At 66.4% G+C, this 15,785-nt stretch carries 14 protein-coding genes; 5 read left to right on the top strand and 9 right to left on the bottom strand.

Annotated elements, in window-relative coordinates:
• Nucleotide 1 precedes the first annotated feature (1 nt).
• Together ACRARE_RS12725 and ACRARE_RS12720 are read left to right on the top strand one after the other, a co-directional pair.
• Nucleotides 2-292, top strand: coding sequence for a DUF1330 domain-containing protein (locus ACRARE_RS12725; protein WP_432656824.1), 291 nt, complete (start codon nucleotides 2-4; stop codon nucleotides 290-292).
• 116 nt (nucleotides 293-408) lie between these two features.
• Complete coding sequence (locus ACRARE_RS12720; protein WP_432656823.1) at nucleotides 409-1,191, top strand: pyrroline-5-carboxylate reductase family protein; 783 nt, start codon at nucleotides 409-411, stop codon at nucleotides 1,189-1,191.
• Nucleotides 1,192-1,271: 80 nt separating this feature from the next.
• On the opposite strand, the gene typA is transcribed toward ACRARE_RS12720, so the two are convergent.
• The 3 genes from typA to ssb form a co-directional block, all read right to left on the bottom strand.
• On the bottom strand, nucleotides 1,272-3,086 hold the full coding sequence (gene typA, locus ACRARE_RS12715) for a translational GTPase TypA (protein WP_432656822.1): 1,815 nt from the start codon (nucleotides 3,084-3,086) through the stop codon (nucleotides 1,272-1,274).
• Between the two features lie 71 nt (nucleotides 3,087-3,157).
• A complete protein-coding gene (locus ACRARE_RS12710) occupies nucleotides 3,158-3,988 on the bottom strand; it encodes a GNAT family N-acetyltransferase (protein ID WP_432656821.1) in 831 nt (276 codons plus the stop codon).
• 189 nt (nucleotides 3,989-4,177) lie between these two features.
• Complete coding sequence (gene ssb / locus ACRARE_RS12705) at nucleotides 4,178-4,732, bottom strand: single-stranded DNA-binding protein (RefSeq protein WP_432656820.1); 555 nt, start codon at nucleotides 4,730-4,732, stop codon at nucleotides 4,178-4,180.
• 246 nt (nucleotides 4,733-4,978) lie between these two features.
• Here ssb and ACRARE_RS12700 point away from each other — a divergent pair, with 246 nt between their 5' ends.
• Together ACRARE_RS12700 and ACRARE_RS12695 are read left to right on the top strand one after the other, a co-directional pair.
• The gene (locus ACRARE_RS12700; RefSeq protein WP_480428943.1) at nucleotides 4,979-5,587 is read left to right on the top strand and encodes a lytic transglycosylase domain-containing protein; all 609 of its coding nucleotides are present in this window, start codon (nucleotides 4,979-4,981) and stop codon (nucleotides 5,585-5,587) included.
• Between the two features lie 217 nt (nucleotides 5,588-5,804).
• Nucleotides 5,805-6,290 (top strand): hypothetical protein, encoded by a 486-nt coding sequence (locus ACRARE_RS12695; RefSeq protein ID WP_432656819.1) that lies wholly within the window; start codon nucleotides 5,805-5,807, stop codon nucleotides 6,288-6,290.
• Nucleotides 6,291-6,435: 145 nt separating this feature from the next.
• Here ACRARE_RS12695 and ACRARE_RS12690 read toward each other — a convergent pair whose 3' ends face one another.
• The 6 genes from ACRARE_RS12690 to miaA all read right to left on the bottom strand — a co-directional run bounded on the left by ACRARE_RS12690 (nucleotide 6,436) and on the right by miaA (nucleotide 14,739).
• On the bottom strand, nucleotides 6,436-8,520 hold the full coding sequence (locus tag ACRARE_RS12690; RefSeq protein WP_432656818.1) for a dipeptide ABC transporter ATP-binding protein: 2,085 nt from the start codon (nucleotides 8,518-8,520) through the stop codon (nucleotides 6,436-6,438).
• Between the two features lie 87 nt (nucleotides 8,521-8,607).
• Nucleotides 8,608-9,804, bottom strand: a complete 1,197-nt coding sequence (locus tag ACRARE_RS12685; RefSeq protein WP_432656817.1) for an ABC transporter permease — start codon at nucleotides 9,802-9,804, stop codon at nucleotides 8,608-8,610.
• 13 nt (nucleotides 9,805-9,817) lie between these two features.
• Nucleotides 9,818-10,861 carry an ABC transporter permease gene (locus ACRARE_RS12680; protein WP_432656816.1) on the bottom strand — a complete coding sequence of 348 codons (1,044 nt, stop codon included), beginning with the start codon at nucleotides 10,859-10,861 and terminating at the stop codon, nucleotides 9,818-9,820.
• Nucleotides 10,862-10,992: 131 nt separating this feature from the next.
• The gene (locus ACRARE_RS12675) at nucleotides 10,993-12,633 is read right to left on the bottom strand and encodes an ABC transporter substrate-binding protein (protein WP_432656815.1); all 1,641 of its coding nucleotides are present in this window, start codon (nucleotides 12,631-12,633) and stop codon (nucleotides 10,993-10,995) included.
• A 360-nt stretch (nucleotides 12,634-12,993) separates the two neighbouring features.
• Nucleotides 12,994-13,788: a helix-turn-helix transcriptional regulator gene (locus ACRARE_RS12670; protein ID WP_432656814.1), complete on the bottom strand. Its 795-nt coding sequence runs from the start codon at nucleotides 13,786-13,788 to the stop codon at nucleotides 12,994-12,996.
• A 78-nt stretch (nucleotides 13,789-13,866) separates the two neighbouring features.
• Nucleotides 13,867-14,739: a tRNA (adenosine(37)-N6)-dimethylallyltransferase MiaA gene (miaA, locus tag ACRARE_RS12665; protein ID WP_432656813.1), complete on the bottom strand. Its 873-nt coding sequence runs from the start codon at nucleotides 14,737-14,739 to the stop codon at nucleotides 13,867-13,869.
• A gap of 110 nt (nucleotides 14,740-14,849) precedes the next feature.
• On the opposite strand from miaA, the gene pyrH reads away from it, so the two are divergent.
• Nucleotides 14,850-15,581, top strand: a complete 732-nt coding sequence (gene pyrH, locus ACRARE_RS12660) for a UMP kinase (RefSeq protein WP_432656812.1) — start codon at nucleotides 14,850-14,852, stop codon at nucleotides 15,579-15,581.
• The last annotated feature ends 204 nt before the right edge of the window (nucleotides 15,582-15,785 follow it).

Raw genomic sequence — 15,785 nt, 5'->3', positions numbered from 1 at the left:
AATGCCCCAGGCCTATTGGATTGCCCATGTGCATGTGACCGACGAAGAGGCCTATGGCCGCTACGCCAAGCTGGCCGGCCCCGCCATCGCCAAGCATGGCGGCAAGTTCCTGGCCCGTGGCGGCCGCTACAGCTGGCTGGAAGGCAACGAGAAGTCGCGCAATGTCGTGGCCGTCTTCCCCTCGCTGGAAGAGGCCGAGGCCTGCTACCACGGCCCCGACTATCAAGAGGCCCTCAGCCACGCCCGTGGCGCCTCGGAGCGCGATCTGATGATCGTCGAGGCCTTCGAGTAAGGCCCTGTCGCGGGCCCGGCCCGATCTTCGAGAGACCGAGAAAAGCTGCGCCCCGGGCGTGGCTTTTTTCATGTGCGGACCCCTGCTAGGCTTTGCCCAGCATAAGGGAGGGCACCATGCTGTCAGAGATCACCCTGGGTATCATCGGCACCGGCCAACTGGGGCGCGCCATGGCGCAGGGGCTGTTGATGGGCGGCTTGCCCGGATCGAACCTGTGGCTGGCCAATCGCAGCGGCAGCCCGGTCGCGCTGGAGGGCGGCGCGGGTGTGACCCAGACCACGGATCTGGCGGCCCTCTGCGAGGCCTGCGACGTGGTGCTGCTGGCGGTGCCGCCCGCCGTAGTGCCCGCGCTGGCGCTGGATCTGCCCGACCACCTGGTCCTGTCGGTGGTGGCCGGGCTGTCGCTGGCGGGGATGCGCCACGCCACCGGTGCCCGCCGGGTGATCCGCGCCATGTCCAGCCCGGCGGCAGAGCAGCGGCTGGCCTATACCCCCTGGGTCGCAGGCGGTGCCGTCACCGCCCGGGATCGTGCCCTGGCCACGGCGCTTTTCGGCGCCATTGGCCAGACGGATGAGATCTCCGACGAGGCCCATATCGACGACTTTACGGCCATGACCGGCCCGGTCCCTGGCTTCGTCGCCTATTTCGCCGACAGCATGATCCGCCATGCCACGGCCCAGGGCATTCCCGCAGAGATCGCCACCCGCGCCATCCGCCAGCTGATCCTGGCCTCGGGCGAGATGCTGAAAGAGGGGGCGACGCCTGCCCAGCATGTGCAGGAGATGGTCGACTACGCCGGCACCACCGCCGCCGGTCTGACCCATCTGCGCCAGGGCGAGTTCGATGCCGCGCTTTCCGCCGCACTGACGGCGGCAACGCAAAAGGCGCGGACCATCTGATCCGCGCCTTTCTCTTATCCGAAAGCTGACAATACGCTCGCCGAAGGCAGGACCGCGCCCTGGCGCGCGGCCAAACCCGCTCAGGATTTGGACATGCGCTTGCGCTCATGCGGATCCAGATAGCGCTTGCGCAGGCGGATCGCGTTCGGGGTCACCTCGACCAGTTCGTCGTCGTTGATATAGGCGATGGCCTCTTCCAGCGACAGGGTGATCGGCGTGGTCAGGCGCACGGCATCGTCGTTGCCCGAGGCGCGCACGTTGGTCAGCTTCTTGCCCTTCAGCGGGTTCACTTCCAGGTCGTTCTCGCGGCTATGCTCGCCGATGATCATCCCCTGGTAGATATCCGCCTGGGCGCCGATGAACATGCGCCCGCGATCTTCGAGGTTCCACAGGGCATAGGCCACGGCCTGACCCTGTTCCATCGAGATCAGCACGCCCGCGCGGCGGCCCGGGATCGCGCCCTTGTAGGGGGCCCAGGAATGGAACACGCGGTTCAGAACGCCGGTGCCGCGGGTGTCGGTCAGGAATTCGCCGTGATAGCCGATCAGCCCGCGCGAGGGCACATGGGCGATGATCCGGGTCTTGCCCGCACCGGCCTGGCGCATCTCGACCAGCTCGCCCTTGCGGGCGCCGGTCAGCTTCTCGATCACCGCGCCGGAGTATTCGTCATCCACGTCGATGGTGGCTTCCTCGATCGGCTCCATCTTCTGGCCGTCTTCCTCGCGCAGGATCACCTGCGGCCGCGAGATCGACAGTTCGAAGCCTTCGCGGCGCATGTTCTCGATCAGCACGCCCATCTGAAGTTCGCCACGGCCCGACACTTCGAAGGCTTCGCCGCCGGGGGTGTCGGCGACCTTGATCGCCACGTTGGTTTCGGCCTCTTTCAGCAGACGGTCGCGGATGACGCGGCTTTGAACCTTCTTGCCGTCACGACCCGCCAGGGGGCTGTCGTTGATGCCGAAGGTCACGGTGATGGTCGGCGGGTCGATGGGCTGGGCTTCCAGGGGCTCATCCACGGCCAGGGCACAGATCGTGTCGGCCACGGTCGACTTGGTCATGCCGGCGAGGCTGACGATGTCGCCCGCCACGGCCTCTTCGATGTCCTGCAAGGCCAGGCCGCGGAAGGCTTGGATCTTGGTGCAGCGGAACTGTTCCACCTTCTGACCGATACGCGAGATCGTCTGCACGGTCTGGCCGACCTTCAGCTTGCCCGACTCCACCCGGCCGGTCAGCATCCGACCGACGAAGGGGTCGGCGCCCAGGGTCACGGCCAGCATCCGGAAATCCTCGTCCTGGCGGGCGATCTGCTTGGGCTTGGGCACGTGGTTGACGATCAGGTTGAACAGTGCGTCCAGGTTCTGGCGCGGCCCGTCCAGCTCGTTATCGGCCCAGCCCGAACGGCCCGAGGCGTACATGTGGGGGAAGTCCAGCTGGTCTTCGTTGGCATCCAGCGCGGTGAACAGGTCAAAGACCTCGTCCAGGGCCCGGTCGGGCTCGGCGTCGGGCTTGTCGACCTTGTTCAGCACCACGATGGGGCGCAGGCCCAGGGCCAGGGCCTTGGAGGTCACGAACTTGGTCTGCGGCATCGGACCCTCGGCGGCATCGACCAGCAGGACCACGCCATCGACCATCGAGAGGATCCGTTCGACCTCGGCGCCAAAGTCGGCGTGGCCGGGGGTGTCGACGATGTTGATCCGCGTGCCCTTCCATTCCACCGAGGTGGCCTTGGCGAGAATGGTGATGCCGCGCTCGCGTTCCAGGTCGTTGCTGTCCATGGCGCGTTCGGCAACGGCCTGGTTGGCGCGGAAGGCACCGGATTGTTTCAGCAGTTCGTCAACAAGGGTGGTCTTGCCGTGGTCAACGTGGGCGATGATGGCGATATTGCGCAGATCCATGTGGGGTCCTCTCAGGGTCTCGCGCAGCCCCTAGCCCGGGACGGCCAAAAAAGAAAGGCCCAAAGCGGGGATCAGCCGAGGAAGCGGCCAAGCGGTGCAGAAATCCGGCTATGGAACCAGCTATGGCCCGTGTCCTCGATCCGGGCGCCGCTGCCGAGCTTGAAGCGTAGAAGGCCCGGCGCGCGGTCGCGATCCACCGGGCCCAGGTCCAGCCGGGTGATGCCGCGCGCGGCCAGCCAGCGCGCCGCGCGCCACAGCAGCAGGGTATGGGCCGAGGCGCGGCGCCCCTCCGGCCCGCTCCAGCCGATGTGGTAGCTGGCGCCGGGGGCGTGGATCAGGAACAGCATGGCCGCCAGAACCTGGCTGCCGCGAGAGGCGGTGAAGAGCTGCGTTTCCGGCCAGTTGAGCGCGAAGGCCGGCGGCAGGGCGCGATAGCCCCGGGCGCGGCGCTGCGCGGCCTCGGCGGCGAAAAGCCAGTGGGCGGGATCCCGGGGCAGGGGGGCGTGGCGGATCCGCAGCCCCGCCTCTTCGCCGCGGCACAGCCGGTTGCGCCACTTCTGATGCTGGGCGGCGCGCTGCGCTGCCGCCTCGGGCCAGAGGGGCAGCACGGCGCGCGATTGCGGCGTCATCACCCGGATCGCGCCGCTGCCGCGCAACTCTGCGTCCTGGGTCGCCCCCGCCGCCGAGATCAGCGCCGGGCCGGGCAGCGTTGCCGGGTCGGGCAGCACCGGCGGCTCGGGCAGCCAGATCAGCGCCAGGGGCCCCAGGCGCCGGGTCACCGTCAGAGTGCCGCAGGGCAGCCGCCCGGTGGCGGCGCCGAGCCGGGTGAGGGTGGTGGCGTAATGGGGATGGCGATGCATCCGGCCATCGCCCCCCAGCACGGGAAAACGGGCATGTTTCATGACCCCGTTAAGCCGATGAAAACCTTCTACAGGGTTAATGCGGGCGATGAGAAAACGCGCCTCCGCCACTTCGCTGCCCGCAACGCAACAAGGCCGCCCGACGTGGCGGGCGGCCTTGCTGGTGTTCCTGGGGCTGGCGCCGCCGATCTGGCTGCTGCTGACCCTAGCGGAATGGCTTGTCCGGTCGGTTTAGAACGGGATCTCGTCATCCAGATCGTTGTTGCGGCCACCGCCGCCACCCGAACCGCCGCCGTAGCCGCCGCCCGAGCCGCCACGGTCGTCATAGCCGCCACCGGGGCCGCCGCGATCGTCGTAACCGCCGCCGCCGCCACCATAGCCGCCGCCACCCTGGCCGCCGCCATAGTTGCCGCCGCCACCGCCGCCGCCTTCACCACGGCCGTCCAGCATGGTCAGCTCGGAGCGGTAGGGGCGCAGCACCACCTCGGTGGAATAGCGGTCCTGGCCCTGCTGGTCCTGCCATTTGCGGGTTTCCAGCTGGCCCTCGATATAGACCTTCGAGCCCTTGCGCAGATATTGCTCGGCGACGCGGATCAGCGGCTCGGAAAAGATGGCGACCGAATGCCATTCGGTGCGCTCGCGCCGTTCGCCGCTGTTGCGGTCCTTCCAGTTTTCCGACGTGGCGATCCGCAGGTTGCAGACCTTGCCGCCGTTCTGGAACGACCGGACCTCGGGGTCGCGCCCCAGATTGCCGATCAGGATGACCTTGTTGACGGAACCTGCCATGGTGCGTCTCCCCTCGTGTTCATGTCGCGGCCCGAGTCAGGCCGGTGTTCAAAGCGTTACATCAAACAGGGCGTCAAATCGCAAGCCGCTTGCACTGGGTGTGCGGTCTATCGCGGCCCGGATGCCGCCTGGCCGGGCATCGGCGACGGCCGGACCCGCGGCGCGAAGGGGGGTGCATTCCTCGCCGGGCTAGGCTAAGATCGCGCCGATTTTAGGCTTATTCGATTGGTTCCGGAGGAAAGACGCATGGATCGCCGCTTTTCCCATCGCTCGCGCCGGGCGCTGCTGCTGTCGCTGGTGCTGATGGCGCCGGGGGCGCTGCCTGCCTCGGCGGATGTTCTGGCCTCGCACGCGCGCAAGGAACAGTTCCGTTCCCAGACCCGCCTGCTGGATCAGCGCGCCGCCTCGCAATATGCCGCCTCGGTCCGGCTGACCCCGCGGGCGATCCGCACGCCGACCAAATGGGATGATGTCACCTTCCAGGGCGCCTATGCCGGCCCCTATCTGGACATGGCCCGCTCTGCCGCGCAGCGCAACGGCGTGCCCGAGGGGGTCTTCCTGCGGCTGGTGCAGCAGGAAAGCAACTGGAACGCCGAGGCCGTGTCGCACAAGGGAGCCATCGGCCTGGCGCAGCTGATGCCCGGCACCGCGCGGTTGCTGCGGGTGGATGCCACCGATCCCTACCAGAACCTGGACGGCGGCGCGCGCTACCTGGCGGCGCAATACCGCACCTTCGGCAGCTGGCCCCTGGCCCTGGCCGCCTACAACGCGGGCCCCAAGGCGGTGGAACGACACGGTGGCATCCCGCCCTATGCGGAAACTCAAGCCTACGTGAAGACGATTTGGGGCAGCTAAGCGCGTTTTTCGCAACCTGCTGAAATCGCTGATATTTATGTGCCCCCTGCCGCGCCCGATCCGCGCCGCAGGGGGCTTTTTTGCGTTTTTTCGACCCCTCTTCAGGAACCCGGGCAGGGGGTCGGTGTTGTCTATCCAGAAGGCGACGCCGCCGCAGCCAAGGCCCACAAGGGGCCCGGCGGGAGGCGTTGCAGAGGAAAGAAGAAAGGACCTCATCATGCGTAACGCACTGATCATTCCCGCCATCGCCGCAGCCTCGCTGACCGCCATTCCCGCCTTTGCCTATGACGGCCCGATTTCCGACGTGAAGACCGACGTGGTCGAGGAATCCGTCCAGGAAGGCAAGTTCCCCGCCGCCTATGTCGACACCATCAACGACGATGTCGAAGCGGCCCTGATGACCCACTTCGAGTCCCCCGTCGAAGACGGTGAAGGCCTGCATGTCGAAGCCTCGATCCTGGGCATGGAACTGACCCCGGACATGGGCACCATGGCTGGCCAGGTCGCGGTCTTTGAACAGAACGGCGACATCATCACCACCTTCAACGTGGAACTGGAAGCCGACACCCTGACCGGCGTGACCGACCCGAATGCCTACTATGGCCCGATGGTCGAGAAGTTCGCCGCGATCGCAGCCGAGCATATCGCCGAGCTGCCGGTGAATGATCCCAAGGAAGTCATCGGTGAAGCCCCCACCGACTGACCCCGACCCCGACAGATCTCAGTCTGTCCCGGCCCCTGCCTTTGGCAGGGGCCTTTTTTGCGCTGGTTCTGGCCCTGCCTCTGGAAGGGCCGTTCTTTTGTCGCGGCGCCTGTCCCTGCGCATCCCAGACCCTCCCCGCGCGCCCTCACTCGGCGGCGATCTGGATCACCGGCTCCATCTCGGCGAAATCCGCCTCCGACAGGTGGCATTTGATCTGATGGGCGCCGAAGTGGCGCATGGGCGGCAGCTCGCGCTCGCACAGGCCCCCCGGCACCTTGTCCTTCCAGCGGCAACGGGTCTGGAAGGGGCAGCCGGGCGGCGGGTTGACGGCCGAGGGAATGTCGCCCTCCAGCACCACATGCTTTTTCTTCACCGAAGTATCGGCAATCGGCACCGCCGACAGCAGCGCCTCGGTATAGGGGTGATAGGGGGGGGCAAAGACCTCTTCCGTGGTGCCCAGTTCGACCACATGGCCCAGGTACATGACCATGACCCGGTCCGACAGATAACGCACGATCGACAGGTCGTGGCTGATGAACAGCAGCGTCGTCTTCTGCTCGCGCTGGATCTCCATCAGCAGGTCGGTGACGGCGGCCTGCACCGAGACGTCCAGCGCCGAGACCGGCTCATCCGCCACCACGATCCGCGCGTCACCGGCAAAGGCACGGGCAATGCCCACCCGCTGCTTCTGCCCGCCCGACAGCTGGCGCGGCATCCGCTCGGCGAATTCGCGCGGCAGTTTCACCAGATCCAGCAGGGTCAGCATCCGCTCGCGCCGCTCGGCCTCGCTGGCGCCCACGCCAAAAACCTCCAGCGCGCGCATGATCTGGCGGCCCACGGTCATAGAGGGGTTCAGCGTGTCGAAGGGGTTCTGGAACACCATCTGCACATCGGCCACGGTCTTGGTGTCGCGCGCCTCAATCGGCGTGCCCTGGATCTCGCGATTGTCCAGCAGGATGCGCCCCTCGGTCGCCGTCTCCAGCCCCATCAGGACCTTGGCGAAGGTCGACTTGCCGCAACCGCTCTCGCCGACAATGGCCAAGGTCTCGCTTTCGCGGGCCTCGAAGCTAAGGGTTTCGTTGGCCTTCACCACCTTCTTCTCGCCGCCCTTGAACAGGGCCGAGGCCGCGACCTCGTAGTATTTCTTCAGGTTCTCCATCTTCAGCACGGTCCGCCCCGGCTCGGGCTTGGCGTTCTGCTGGGCGGCCACCACCGGCGCGTCCCAATCAATTTCGTCCTGGCGCAGGCAGCGGGTCTCGTGGCGCTCATCGCCCTTCACCGGCGCCATGCGGATATCCTGCGCGTCACAGCGCCCGGCCTCGAAATAATCGCAGCGCGGCCCGAAGTTGCAGCCGGGCGGGCGCTCATGGGGCAGGGGGAAGTTGCCCGGAATGGCCACCAGCGGGCGCGAGGTCTTGTCAGCCCCGGGCAGCGGGATCGAGCGGAAGAGGGCCTGGGTATAGGGATGGCGCATCTGGTCGAAGACATCTTCGATCGAGCCCCGCTCCACCGCCTCGCCGGAATACATCACGCAAAGCCGGTCGCAGGTCTCCAGCACCAGCCCAAGGTTGTGGGAGATGAACAGCATTGAGGTGCCGTATTTCTTACCCAGATCCTTCACCAGCTCGACGATGGCCGCCTCGACGGTGACGTCCAGCGCCGTGGTCGGCTCGTCCAGGATCAGCAAGGCGGGTTTCGACATCAGCGCCATGGCGATGACGATCCGCTGTTGCTGGCCGCCCGACAGCTGGTGCGGGAAGGCCTTCAGGATACGCTCGGGATCGGGCAGTTTCACGTCCTCGATCACCTGAAGCGCCCGGGCCCGCGCCTCGCTCTCCGAGATCCCCTCATGGATCATCGGCACTTCCATCAGCTGCTTGCCGATCCGCATCGCCGGGTTCAGGGAGGCCATGGGCTCCTGGTAGATCATCGCGATCTCGTTGCCGCGAATATGGCGCAGCTCGGCGTCGGACATCTCGGCAAGGTCGCGGCCCTTGAACTTGATCGAGCCGCCCACGACCCGCCCGTTCACCCCCAGATCCTGCATCACGCCCAGGGCGACGGTGGATTTGCCGCAGCCGCTTTCGCCCACCAGGCCCACGGCTTCGCCGGGGCGCACGGAGACAGAGAAATCCATCACCGCCGGGATTTCCCGCAGGCGGGTGAAGAAGGAAATCGACAGCCGGTCGATCTCCAGGATGGGTCCGTCATACTCGGGCTTGTCGCTCATGACACCTCTCCGCAGGAACTGCCGTGTTCCCATTCGATGGCTGGAAATACTCCGGGGGTCCGGGGGCTGGCCCCCGGTCCCGCCGCCTCAATCTTTCAGACTTTCCTCACGCAGCCCGTCGGCCAGCAGGTTCAGCCCCAGCACCATCGACAGCAGCGCGACGGCCGGCACGATGGCGGGATGCGGATAGATCGACAGCAGCTTGCGCCCCTGGTTGATCGTCGTCCCCCAGTCCGGGCTTTCGGGCGGCAGGCCCAGGCCGAAGAAGCCCAGGGTGCCCAGCAGGATGGTGGTATAGCCGATGCGCAGGCAGAAATCGACGATCAGCGGCCCGCGGGTATTGGGCAGGATCTCCCACAGCATGATGTACCACGGGCCCTCGCCCCGGGTCTGGGCGGCGGCCACATAGTCGCGCGTCTTGATGTCCAGCGTCAGCCCCCGCACGATGCGGAAGACCGTGGGCGCATTGACGAAGACCACGCTGACGAAGACCACCAGGATCCCGCCCGGGATATTGAACAGATCCAGCGCCTCCGGCAGGAAGGCCACCCGCGTCTCGGGATCCGAGATCAGCGACAGATAGGCCCAGCCCAGCACGAAAATCAGCACCGCCAGCATGACGTTGCGCTTTGACGGCTGGGTGCGGTAGCGCGCGTTGATCAGCACCGTCAGGAACAGGATCGGGAACAGGAACAGGACAATCGCCATGTAGCTGGGAATGCCCGTCTGCACCATTTCCGGCGTCACCAGCAGGTAGAAGAGCAAGATCACCGGGAAGGCCAGGATCAGGTTGGCCAGGAAGGACAGGCCCGCGTCCAGCTTGCCGCCGAAATAGCCCGCGGGCAGACCCAGGGTGATCCCCACCATGAAGGCAAAGAGCGTCGCCAGGGGCGCGATGCGGATCACCACCCAGGCGCCCGCCGCCATGCGCGAGAAGACATCCCGCGCCAGGGTATCGCCGCCCAGCAGGTAATAGGCGAATTCGCCCGCGTCGGGGCTGCGCAGGGGCGTGCCGGGGGCCTTGTTCTTCATCCCCATGGCGGTGGTCAGCGGGTCATGGGTGGCGATCAGGTCGAACAGGCCCACGGCCAGCGCCGTGTAGACCCAGAACATCACCAGGCCAAAGCCCACCATGCCGATGGTGTTGTCAAACAGCTTGCCATAAAGCCCCAGCTTGCGCTTGTAGGCGATGGACAGGGCGAAGGTCACGATCAGCGCCACCCAGACGGGCAGGAAGCGGATCACGAGTTGCAGGGCGATCTGCCCCCAGGACAAAGGTTCCATGTGCCGCGCCTCCTCAGGAAATCCGGATCCGGGGGTTCAGGTAGACATAGCCGATATCCGAGATCAGCTGCGTCACCAGGACCACCAGCACCGAGACGACCGAAATGCCCAGCAGAAGGTCGATGTCATTGTTGCCCGCCGCCTGCACCAGCGCCCAGCCCAGCCCCTTGTAGTTGAACAGGGTCTCGACGACGACGACCCCGTTCAAGAGCCAGGGGAATTGCAGCATGATGACGGTGAAGGGCGCGATCAGCGCGTTGCGCAGGGCGTGTTTCAGCACGATGTTGCGGAAACTGACGCCCTTCAGCCGCGCGGTGCGGATATATTGCGCGGTCATCACCTCGGCCATCGAGGCCCGGGTCATCCGCGCGATATAGCCCATGCCGTAGAGCGAGATGGTCAGCACCGGCAGGAAGAAGTTCTCGAAGGTGGCGTTCTCCATCGCCGCCGTCGCCGTGCCCTTGAACCATTTCAACCCCACGGCCGAGCTGGCGAAGACCGCGATCAGGATCACGCCCGAGACATATTCCGGCGTCGCCGTGGTGGCGATCGACAGGGTCGACAGCCCCCGGTCCAGTTTCGAGCCTTCGCGCATCCCCGCCAGAACGCCGATGATCAGCGCCGCGGGCACCATCAGCAGCATCACCCAAAGCATCAGCTTGCCGGTCATCCACAGGCGCACGCCGACGATGGTCGAGACCTCGTCGCGGAACACCCGGCTTTCGCCCCATTGCCCTTGCAGGATGCCGCAGCGCGCCGGTGCCGTCTCGGCGGTCAGATCGCCGGTGATGCAGCGCCCGGTGATGCGATCCCCCCGGTCATTGGTCCAGCCCGGCACCACGCCCAGCCATTCGCCATAGCGCACCAGGGTGGATTGATTGAAGCCGTTGTTTTCCAGCCATCCCGCGACCTGTTCGTCGGTCATCCGGCTGTTGCCCTCGTATTTGGCAACCTTTTCCAGGTTGGGGGGCAGGTTGGTCAGGAAGAAGACGATGAAGCTGAGGCAAAGCGCCGTCAGGATCATCACCCCGACCCGTCGGAGAAGAAAAAGGAGCATATAGCGTTCCCGTCAGTGGCGTCCGGGGGGCCGGTGCGCGTGGCACCGGGGCCCGGTCTTCGGTCTTGGCGGCCGCAGGAAGCGAAAGGGCCATGGCGTGGGTGACGCCATGGCCCGGGTCGGTGCGTCGATCAGGCGTCGATCCACCATTTGTAATGGTGCATCTCGAAGGTCGGGTGCTGCGGGGCATCCATGACGTAGTCCTTCGCGTGGCGGAACAGCGAGCGCCAGTAGGGCTGCACCATGACGCCGTCGTCCAGCATGATGGTTTCCAGCTTGGCCATCACCTCGCGCCGGGCGTCGGCATCGGCGATCGACAGGGCCTCGTCCAGCAGGGCGTCGAACTCGGGGTTTTCCATGGCGGATTCGTTCCACGGCACGCCCGACTTGTAAGCCAGGGCCAGAACCTGGACGCCCAGGGGGCGCATGTTCCACTCGGTGGCCGAGAAGGGATAGACCAGCCAGTCATTCCAGAAGGTCGAGCCCGGCAGGATCTCGCGCTGGATGTTGATGCCCGCGTCGCGCATCTGGGCGGCCACGGCGTCACAGGTTTCCGACTGCCATTGGTCGTCGATCGAGATCAGGGTGAACTCGGTCTCGGCCATGCCCAGCTCTTCCAGCTTGGCCATGGCGGCCGCCGGATCGGTGGGGATGCCGGGCACCTCGGCATATTCGGGGTGGATCGGGCAGACGTGGTGGTTTTCGGCCACGGTGCCGTAGCCCGCATAGCCCAGTTCCAGGATCACGTTGTTGTCCACCGCCTGGATCAGCGCCTTGCGGACCTCGGGATCGGTGTAGGGTTCCTGCTTCTGGTTGAAGCGCACGCAGATCGTGCCTGCCGTCACCGCCTCGGACCTCTTCCAGCCCATGGCGTCCAGAACTTCGATGAATTCGCCGGTCGACTGGTAGGTCATGTCGATCTCGTCGCTGTCGGCGGCGGCGACCCAGCTGGCCATGTCGGTGCCGAAGTCGATGAACTCGATCCGGTCCAGATAGGCGCCTTCCCCCCACCAGGCGTGATCGGTGTTCTTCACCAGCACCTGGGTCACGCCGACCTCGTTGGTCTCGGGCAGGTAGGGGCCGGTGCCCAGCGGGTTCTCGGAGGGGTCCTCGCCCGCATAGGACGGGTGCACGATGGCCGCCGGGTAGTCGGCAAAGCCCGGAACGATGGTGATATCGGGGGTGGAGCAGACCAGTTTCACCGTCAGGTCGTCGACCACGGTGATGGCGCCCTCGCGGGCCATGCCGGTCTCCTTGTCGATCAGCGAGGACATGCGCGAGGCCATCGAGTTGCCCTCGACCCCTTCCTCGCACCAGCGGGTGATGTTGAAGGCCACGTCCTCGGCGGTGAAGGCATCGCCGTTGTTCCAGGTCACGCCGGGACGGACATGCAGGGTGTATTCGGTGGCGTCCTCGCTGACGTCCCAGCTTTCCAGCAGCATCCCCTTGAAGGTGCCGTCATTCTCGTATTCGACGAGGTATTCCAGCCAGCCGCGGGTGAAGTTGGCCATCTGCGACCAGTCGAAATTGCGCGGGTCCTTCAGGGCCTTGGTTTCCATCTGCACCCGCAGGGTGCCGCCCGCCTTGGGGGTGGACTGGGCCAGGGCCGGCTGGTTCAGGCCGCCCAGGGCATAGACCCCCGCGCTGGCCACGCCAAGCGCCGAGGCGCGGGCCATGAATTCGCGGCGGCTGAGTTTGCCGGCCTTGAATTCCTCCGCATACATGCGGGCGGCGGGGTGAATGCGCCCCTGTGCTTTGTCGTGATACGTCATGTCGTTCTCCCTGTGACGTTCCATCCCGGGGGCGCCGGACGGGCAATGCCCATGGCGCCGAAGAAGAAGGTGTCTTGTCGACCCGTCTGGTGCCGGTCCCGGCGCGGGCCTTGTTCGGTCTGGTTTCCCACCGGCATTCCCGCAGGAAAAAACCAGTGCGTCAATTCATGTCTCCGCCATTTCGTAGTTCAAAACCGACACGCATTCCATCCGAAAACGACATGATGGCCCGATCCGCTGCGCAAAGCGTACCGGGGCGGATGGTTGCAGGTCTTTGAAAAGGCGCCAAAAACAGGGCCTGTGGCGGTTTCCTCGGCAGCGGAACCGGCGCGGGCGGGCCGGGGCGCGGGGCGGGGGGCGTCAGCGGCGGCGGCGCAGCGCGGTCGGCGTCTTGCCGGTGTGTTTCTGGATGAACCTGGTGAAATAGGCGGCAGAGGAGAAGCCCAGCATTTCCGAGACCAGCCCGATGGGCAGGCTGCCGTCCTGCAACAGGCCGCGCGCCTCGTGCAGGCTGCGCCCGGTCAGGATCTCGGCGGCGGTGATCCCGGCGGTCTGGCGCAGGGTGCGGGTCAGATGGGTCGGCGTCACCCCCAGGGTGGCGGCGAAATCGGCCATCGACTGGCCCGAGCGGAAATCGCGTTCGACCAGGGCGCAGAAGGCGGCGGCCAGCCGGTCGGCGGCCTTGCCCGCGCCCATGGGGGCGGGTTCGCTGGCCAGGATGCGGCGCAGCCAGACCGACAGCAGCCCGGCGTGGGCCTGAAGCGCCTCGGCGCCATAGGGGCGGTGGGTGGCCTGTTCGCGCTGCATGGCGTCGATGATGGCGATCAGCTCGGCCTGGGCCAGGCTGTCGCGCACCCGCAGCTGCACCGGATCGGTGGGCAGCACTAGCCCGGTGTCGGTGGGGATCTGTACCGCCTGGCCATAGCTCTGCTTGCCGATGTCGAGCATCATCAGCGTGCCCGCAGGCACGAAAAGCGCGGTATTCATCGTCAGGCCGCGTCGGCGCCCCAGCACGATGGTCCGTCCCTGACCCTTGGACAGGTACAGGAACAGATGCGTGCTGCGCGCGTGCGGCAGCTCTAACCGCCAGTCTTCGCTGCCGGAAAGCTGTGCAAGGGTCTGACTTCTGACCGTAGGAGGCGTGTAATCAGCCAAGAGCGAAAAGCGTTCTGGTAAGTGTCCCGAGTGTCCCTGAAGCGGGAGTAGAACGGCTCAGCCGGGATAAGTAAAGCCTCACGAAGTCGTGAGCGCGTGCCAGTCCCGCATCCGGGCGCGGAACCAGGTCCGCTGCCGCTTCGCGTATCTACGACTTGAGATAATGGCGCGCTCCCGGGCCTCGTCCAGAGAAATCTCGCCCAGCAGGTGGGCAATCAGTTCCGGCCCGCCGATCGCCTTGGAAGAGGGCAGGGCGGGGTCCCAACCGTCCAGATTGGCGCGCGCCTCTTCCAGGGCGCCGCCCGCCAGCATCAGGTCGAATCGTCGTTCGATCCGGGGCGTCAGCCAGTCCTTCGGCGCCTCCAGCAGCAGACGCGTGGCGGACTCGGGCGGCAGCAGGGGGGCGGGGGTGTCGGCCTGCCAGGCGGCCAGGCCGCGGCCCGTGGCGCGCAGCACCTCCCAGGCGCGCTGCACCCGTGCGGGGTTGGCCAGGTCGATGCGGGCGGCGGTGGGCGCGTCCAGCTGCGCCACCATGGCGGCCAGATCGGCCTGGCGCAGGGCGTTGCCCTCGGCGCGGATGGCCTCGGGCACCGGCGGGATCTCGACCAGACCTTCGGTTAGGGCGCTGAAATAAAGGCCCGTACCACCGACGATGATCAGCCGCTCGGGCCCGGCCAGCAGATCGGCCACCTCGCGCAGCCAGGCGCCGGTGGAGTAGGGCTGCTCGCGCCCCACATGGCCGAACAGGCGATGCGGCAGCGCGGCTTCCTCCTCGGCCGAGGGGCGGGCCGACAGCAGGCGCCAGTTGCCGTAGACCTGAAGCGCATCGGCATTGACGATCACCCCGCCGTCGCGCGCCGCGATCTCCATCGCCAGCGCCGATTTGCCCGAAGCCGTCGGCCCGGCGATGAGCACCGGACGGGCGGGATCGACCTGTGGCGCCTGTCTCATTCGCACCCCCCGGCAAAGGTGGCCTCTTGTCCCAATTCGCGCATTGAATCTGCCCGCCGTTTCCTACATTTTGCGCGCGATCCTAGTCCCCCGCCGTGAAGGAGCGCAACATGGCCGAAACCGCGCAGGAGCCCACCTACAAGCGGGTGTTGCTGAAGATCTCGGGGGAGGCCCTGATGGGGCCCCAGGGCTTCGGCCTGCATCCGCCGACCGTGGAACGTATCGCCGAAGAGGTGAAAAGCGTCCATGACATGGGGGTCGAGATCTGCATGGTCATCGGCGGCGGCAACATCTTCCGCGGCCTGGCAGGCAGCGCCCAGGGGATGGAACGCACCACCGCTGACTACATGGGGATGCTGGCCACGGTGATGAACGCCCTGGCGATGCAGTCGGCCCTTGAGGGGCTGGGCGTCTATACCCGGGTGATCAGCGCCATCACCATGAACGAGGTGGCCGAGCCCTATATCCGCCGCCGCGCCGTCCGCCACCTGGAGAAGAAACGGGTCTGCATCTTCGCCGCGGGCACCGGCAACCCCTATTTCACCACCGACACCGCCGCCACCCTGCGCGCCAACGAGATGGCCTGCGAGGCCATCTTCATGGGCAAGAATGGCGTCGACGGGGTCTATGACAGCGACCCCAAGACCAACCCGGACGCCAAGCGGTTCGACACGGTCAGCTATGACGAGGTGCTGCAAAAGCACCTCAAGGTGATGGACGCCTCGGCCATTGCCCTGGCACGCGACAACCACAAGCCGATCATCGTCTTCCCGCTGGATGAGCCCAACGGGTTCAAGGGCGTGCTGGAAGGGCGCGGCACCTATACCATCGTGCGCGACTAAGCGGCGCGGAACAGGTTCGGCAGACAGAAGGGTCGCCCGGTGGGCGGCCCTTTTTCGTGGCCGCCTGGGGCCGGGCGAGCCGACAGGGGGGGCATTCATGTCTCTGGCTCATGAGTAAGTTGATCCTTGCGGCGCTTATCACCGAGGGTGCGGCGCCCTAGATCAAGGGCAAGGATCAGGCACAGGCCGCGCTCTGCCCAGAGC

The sequence above is a fragment of the Pseudooceanicola aquaeponti genome (assembly GCF_050897975.1).
GTDB lineage: Bacteria > Pseudomonadota > Alphaproteobacteria > Rhodobacterales > Rhodobacteraceae > Pseudooceanicola.
This window is presented reverse-complemented; position numbering and strand designations above follow the sequence as displayed.

What these genes read in the sequence shown, in the direction of transcription:
- ACRARE_RS12675 (WP_432656815.1), bottom strand. Translation starts at nt 12,633, where the DNA reads ATGACGTATCACGACAAAGCACAGGGGCGCATTCACCCCGCCGCCCGC.
- ACRARE_RS12700 (WP_480428943.1), top strand. Translation starts at nt 4,979, where the DNA reads ATGGATCGCCGCTTTTCCCATCGCTCGCGCCGGGCGCTGCTGCTGTCG.
- ACRARE_RS12695 (WP_432656819.1), top strand. Translation starts at nt 5,805, where the DNA reads ATGCGTAACGCACTGATCATTCCCGCCATCGCCGCAGCCTCGCTGACC.
- ssb (WP_432656820.1), bottom strand. Translation starts at nt 4,732, where the DNA reads ATGGCAGGTTCCGTCAACAAGGTCATCCTGATCGGCAATCTGGGGCGC.
- ACRARE_RS12690 (WP_432656818.1), bottom strand. Translation starts at nt 8,520, where the DNA reads ATGAGCGACAAGCCCGAGTATGACGGACCCATCCTGGAGATCGACCGG.
- ACRARE_RS12710 (WP_432656821.1), bottom strand. Translation starts at nt 3,988, where the DNA reads ATGAAACATGCCCGTTTTCCCGTGCTGGGGGGCGATGGCCGGATGCAT.
- pyrH (WP_432656812.1), top strand. Translation starts at nt 14,850, where the DNA reads ATGGCCGAAACCGCGCAGGAGCCCACCTACAAGCGGGTGTTGCTGAAG.
- ACRARE_RS12685 (WP_432656817.1), bottom strand. Translation starts at nt 9,804, where the DNA reads ATGGAACCTTTGTCCTGGGGGCAGATCGCCCTGCAACTCGTGATCCGC.
- miaA (WP_432656813.1), bottom strand. Translation starts at nt 14,739, where the DNA reads ATGAGACAGGCGCCACAGGTCGATCCCGCCCGTCCGGTGCTCATCGCC.
- typA (WP_432656822.1), bottom strand. Translation starts at nt 3,086, where the DNA reads ATGGATCTGCGCAATATCGCCATCATCGCCCACGTTGACCACGGCAAG.
- ACRARE_RS12720 (WP_432656823.1), top strand. Translation starts at nt 409, where the DNA reads ATGCTGTCAGAGATCACCCTGGGTATCATCGGCACCGGCCAACTGGGG.
- ACRARE_RS12680 (WP_432656816.1), bottom strand. Translation starts at nt 10,861, where the DNA reads ATGCTCCTTTTTCTTCTCCGACGGGTCGGGGTGATGATCCTGACGGCG.
- ACRARE_RS12725 (WP_432656824.1), top strand. Translation starts at nt 2, where the DNA reads ATGCCCCAGGCCTATTGGATTGCCCATGTGCATGTGACCGACGAAGAG.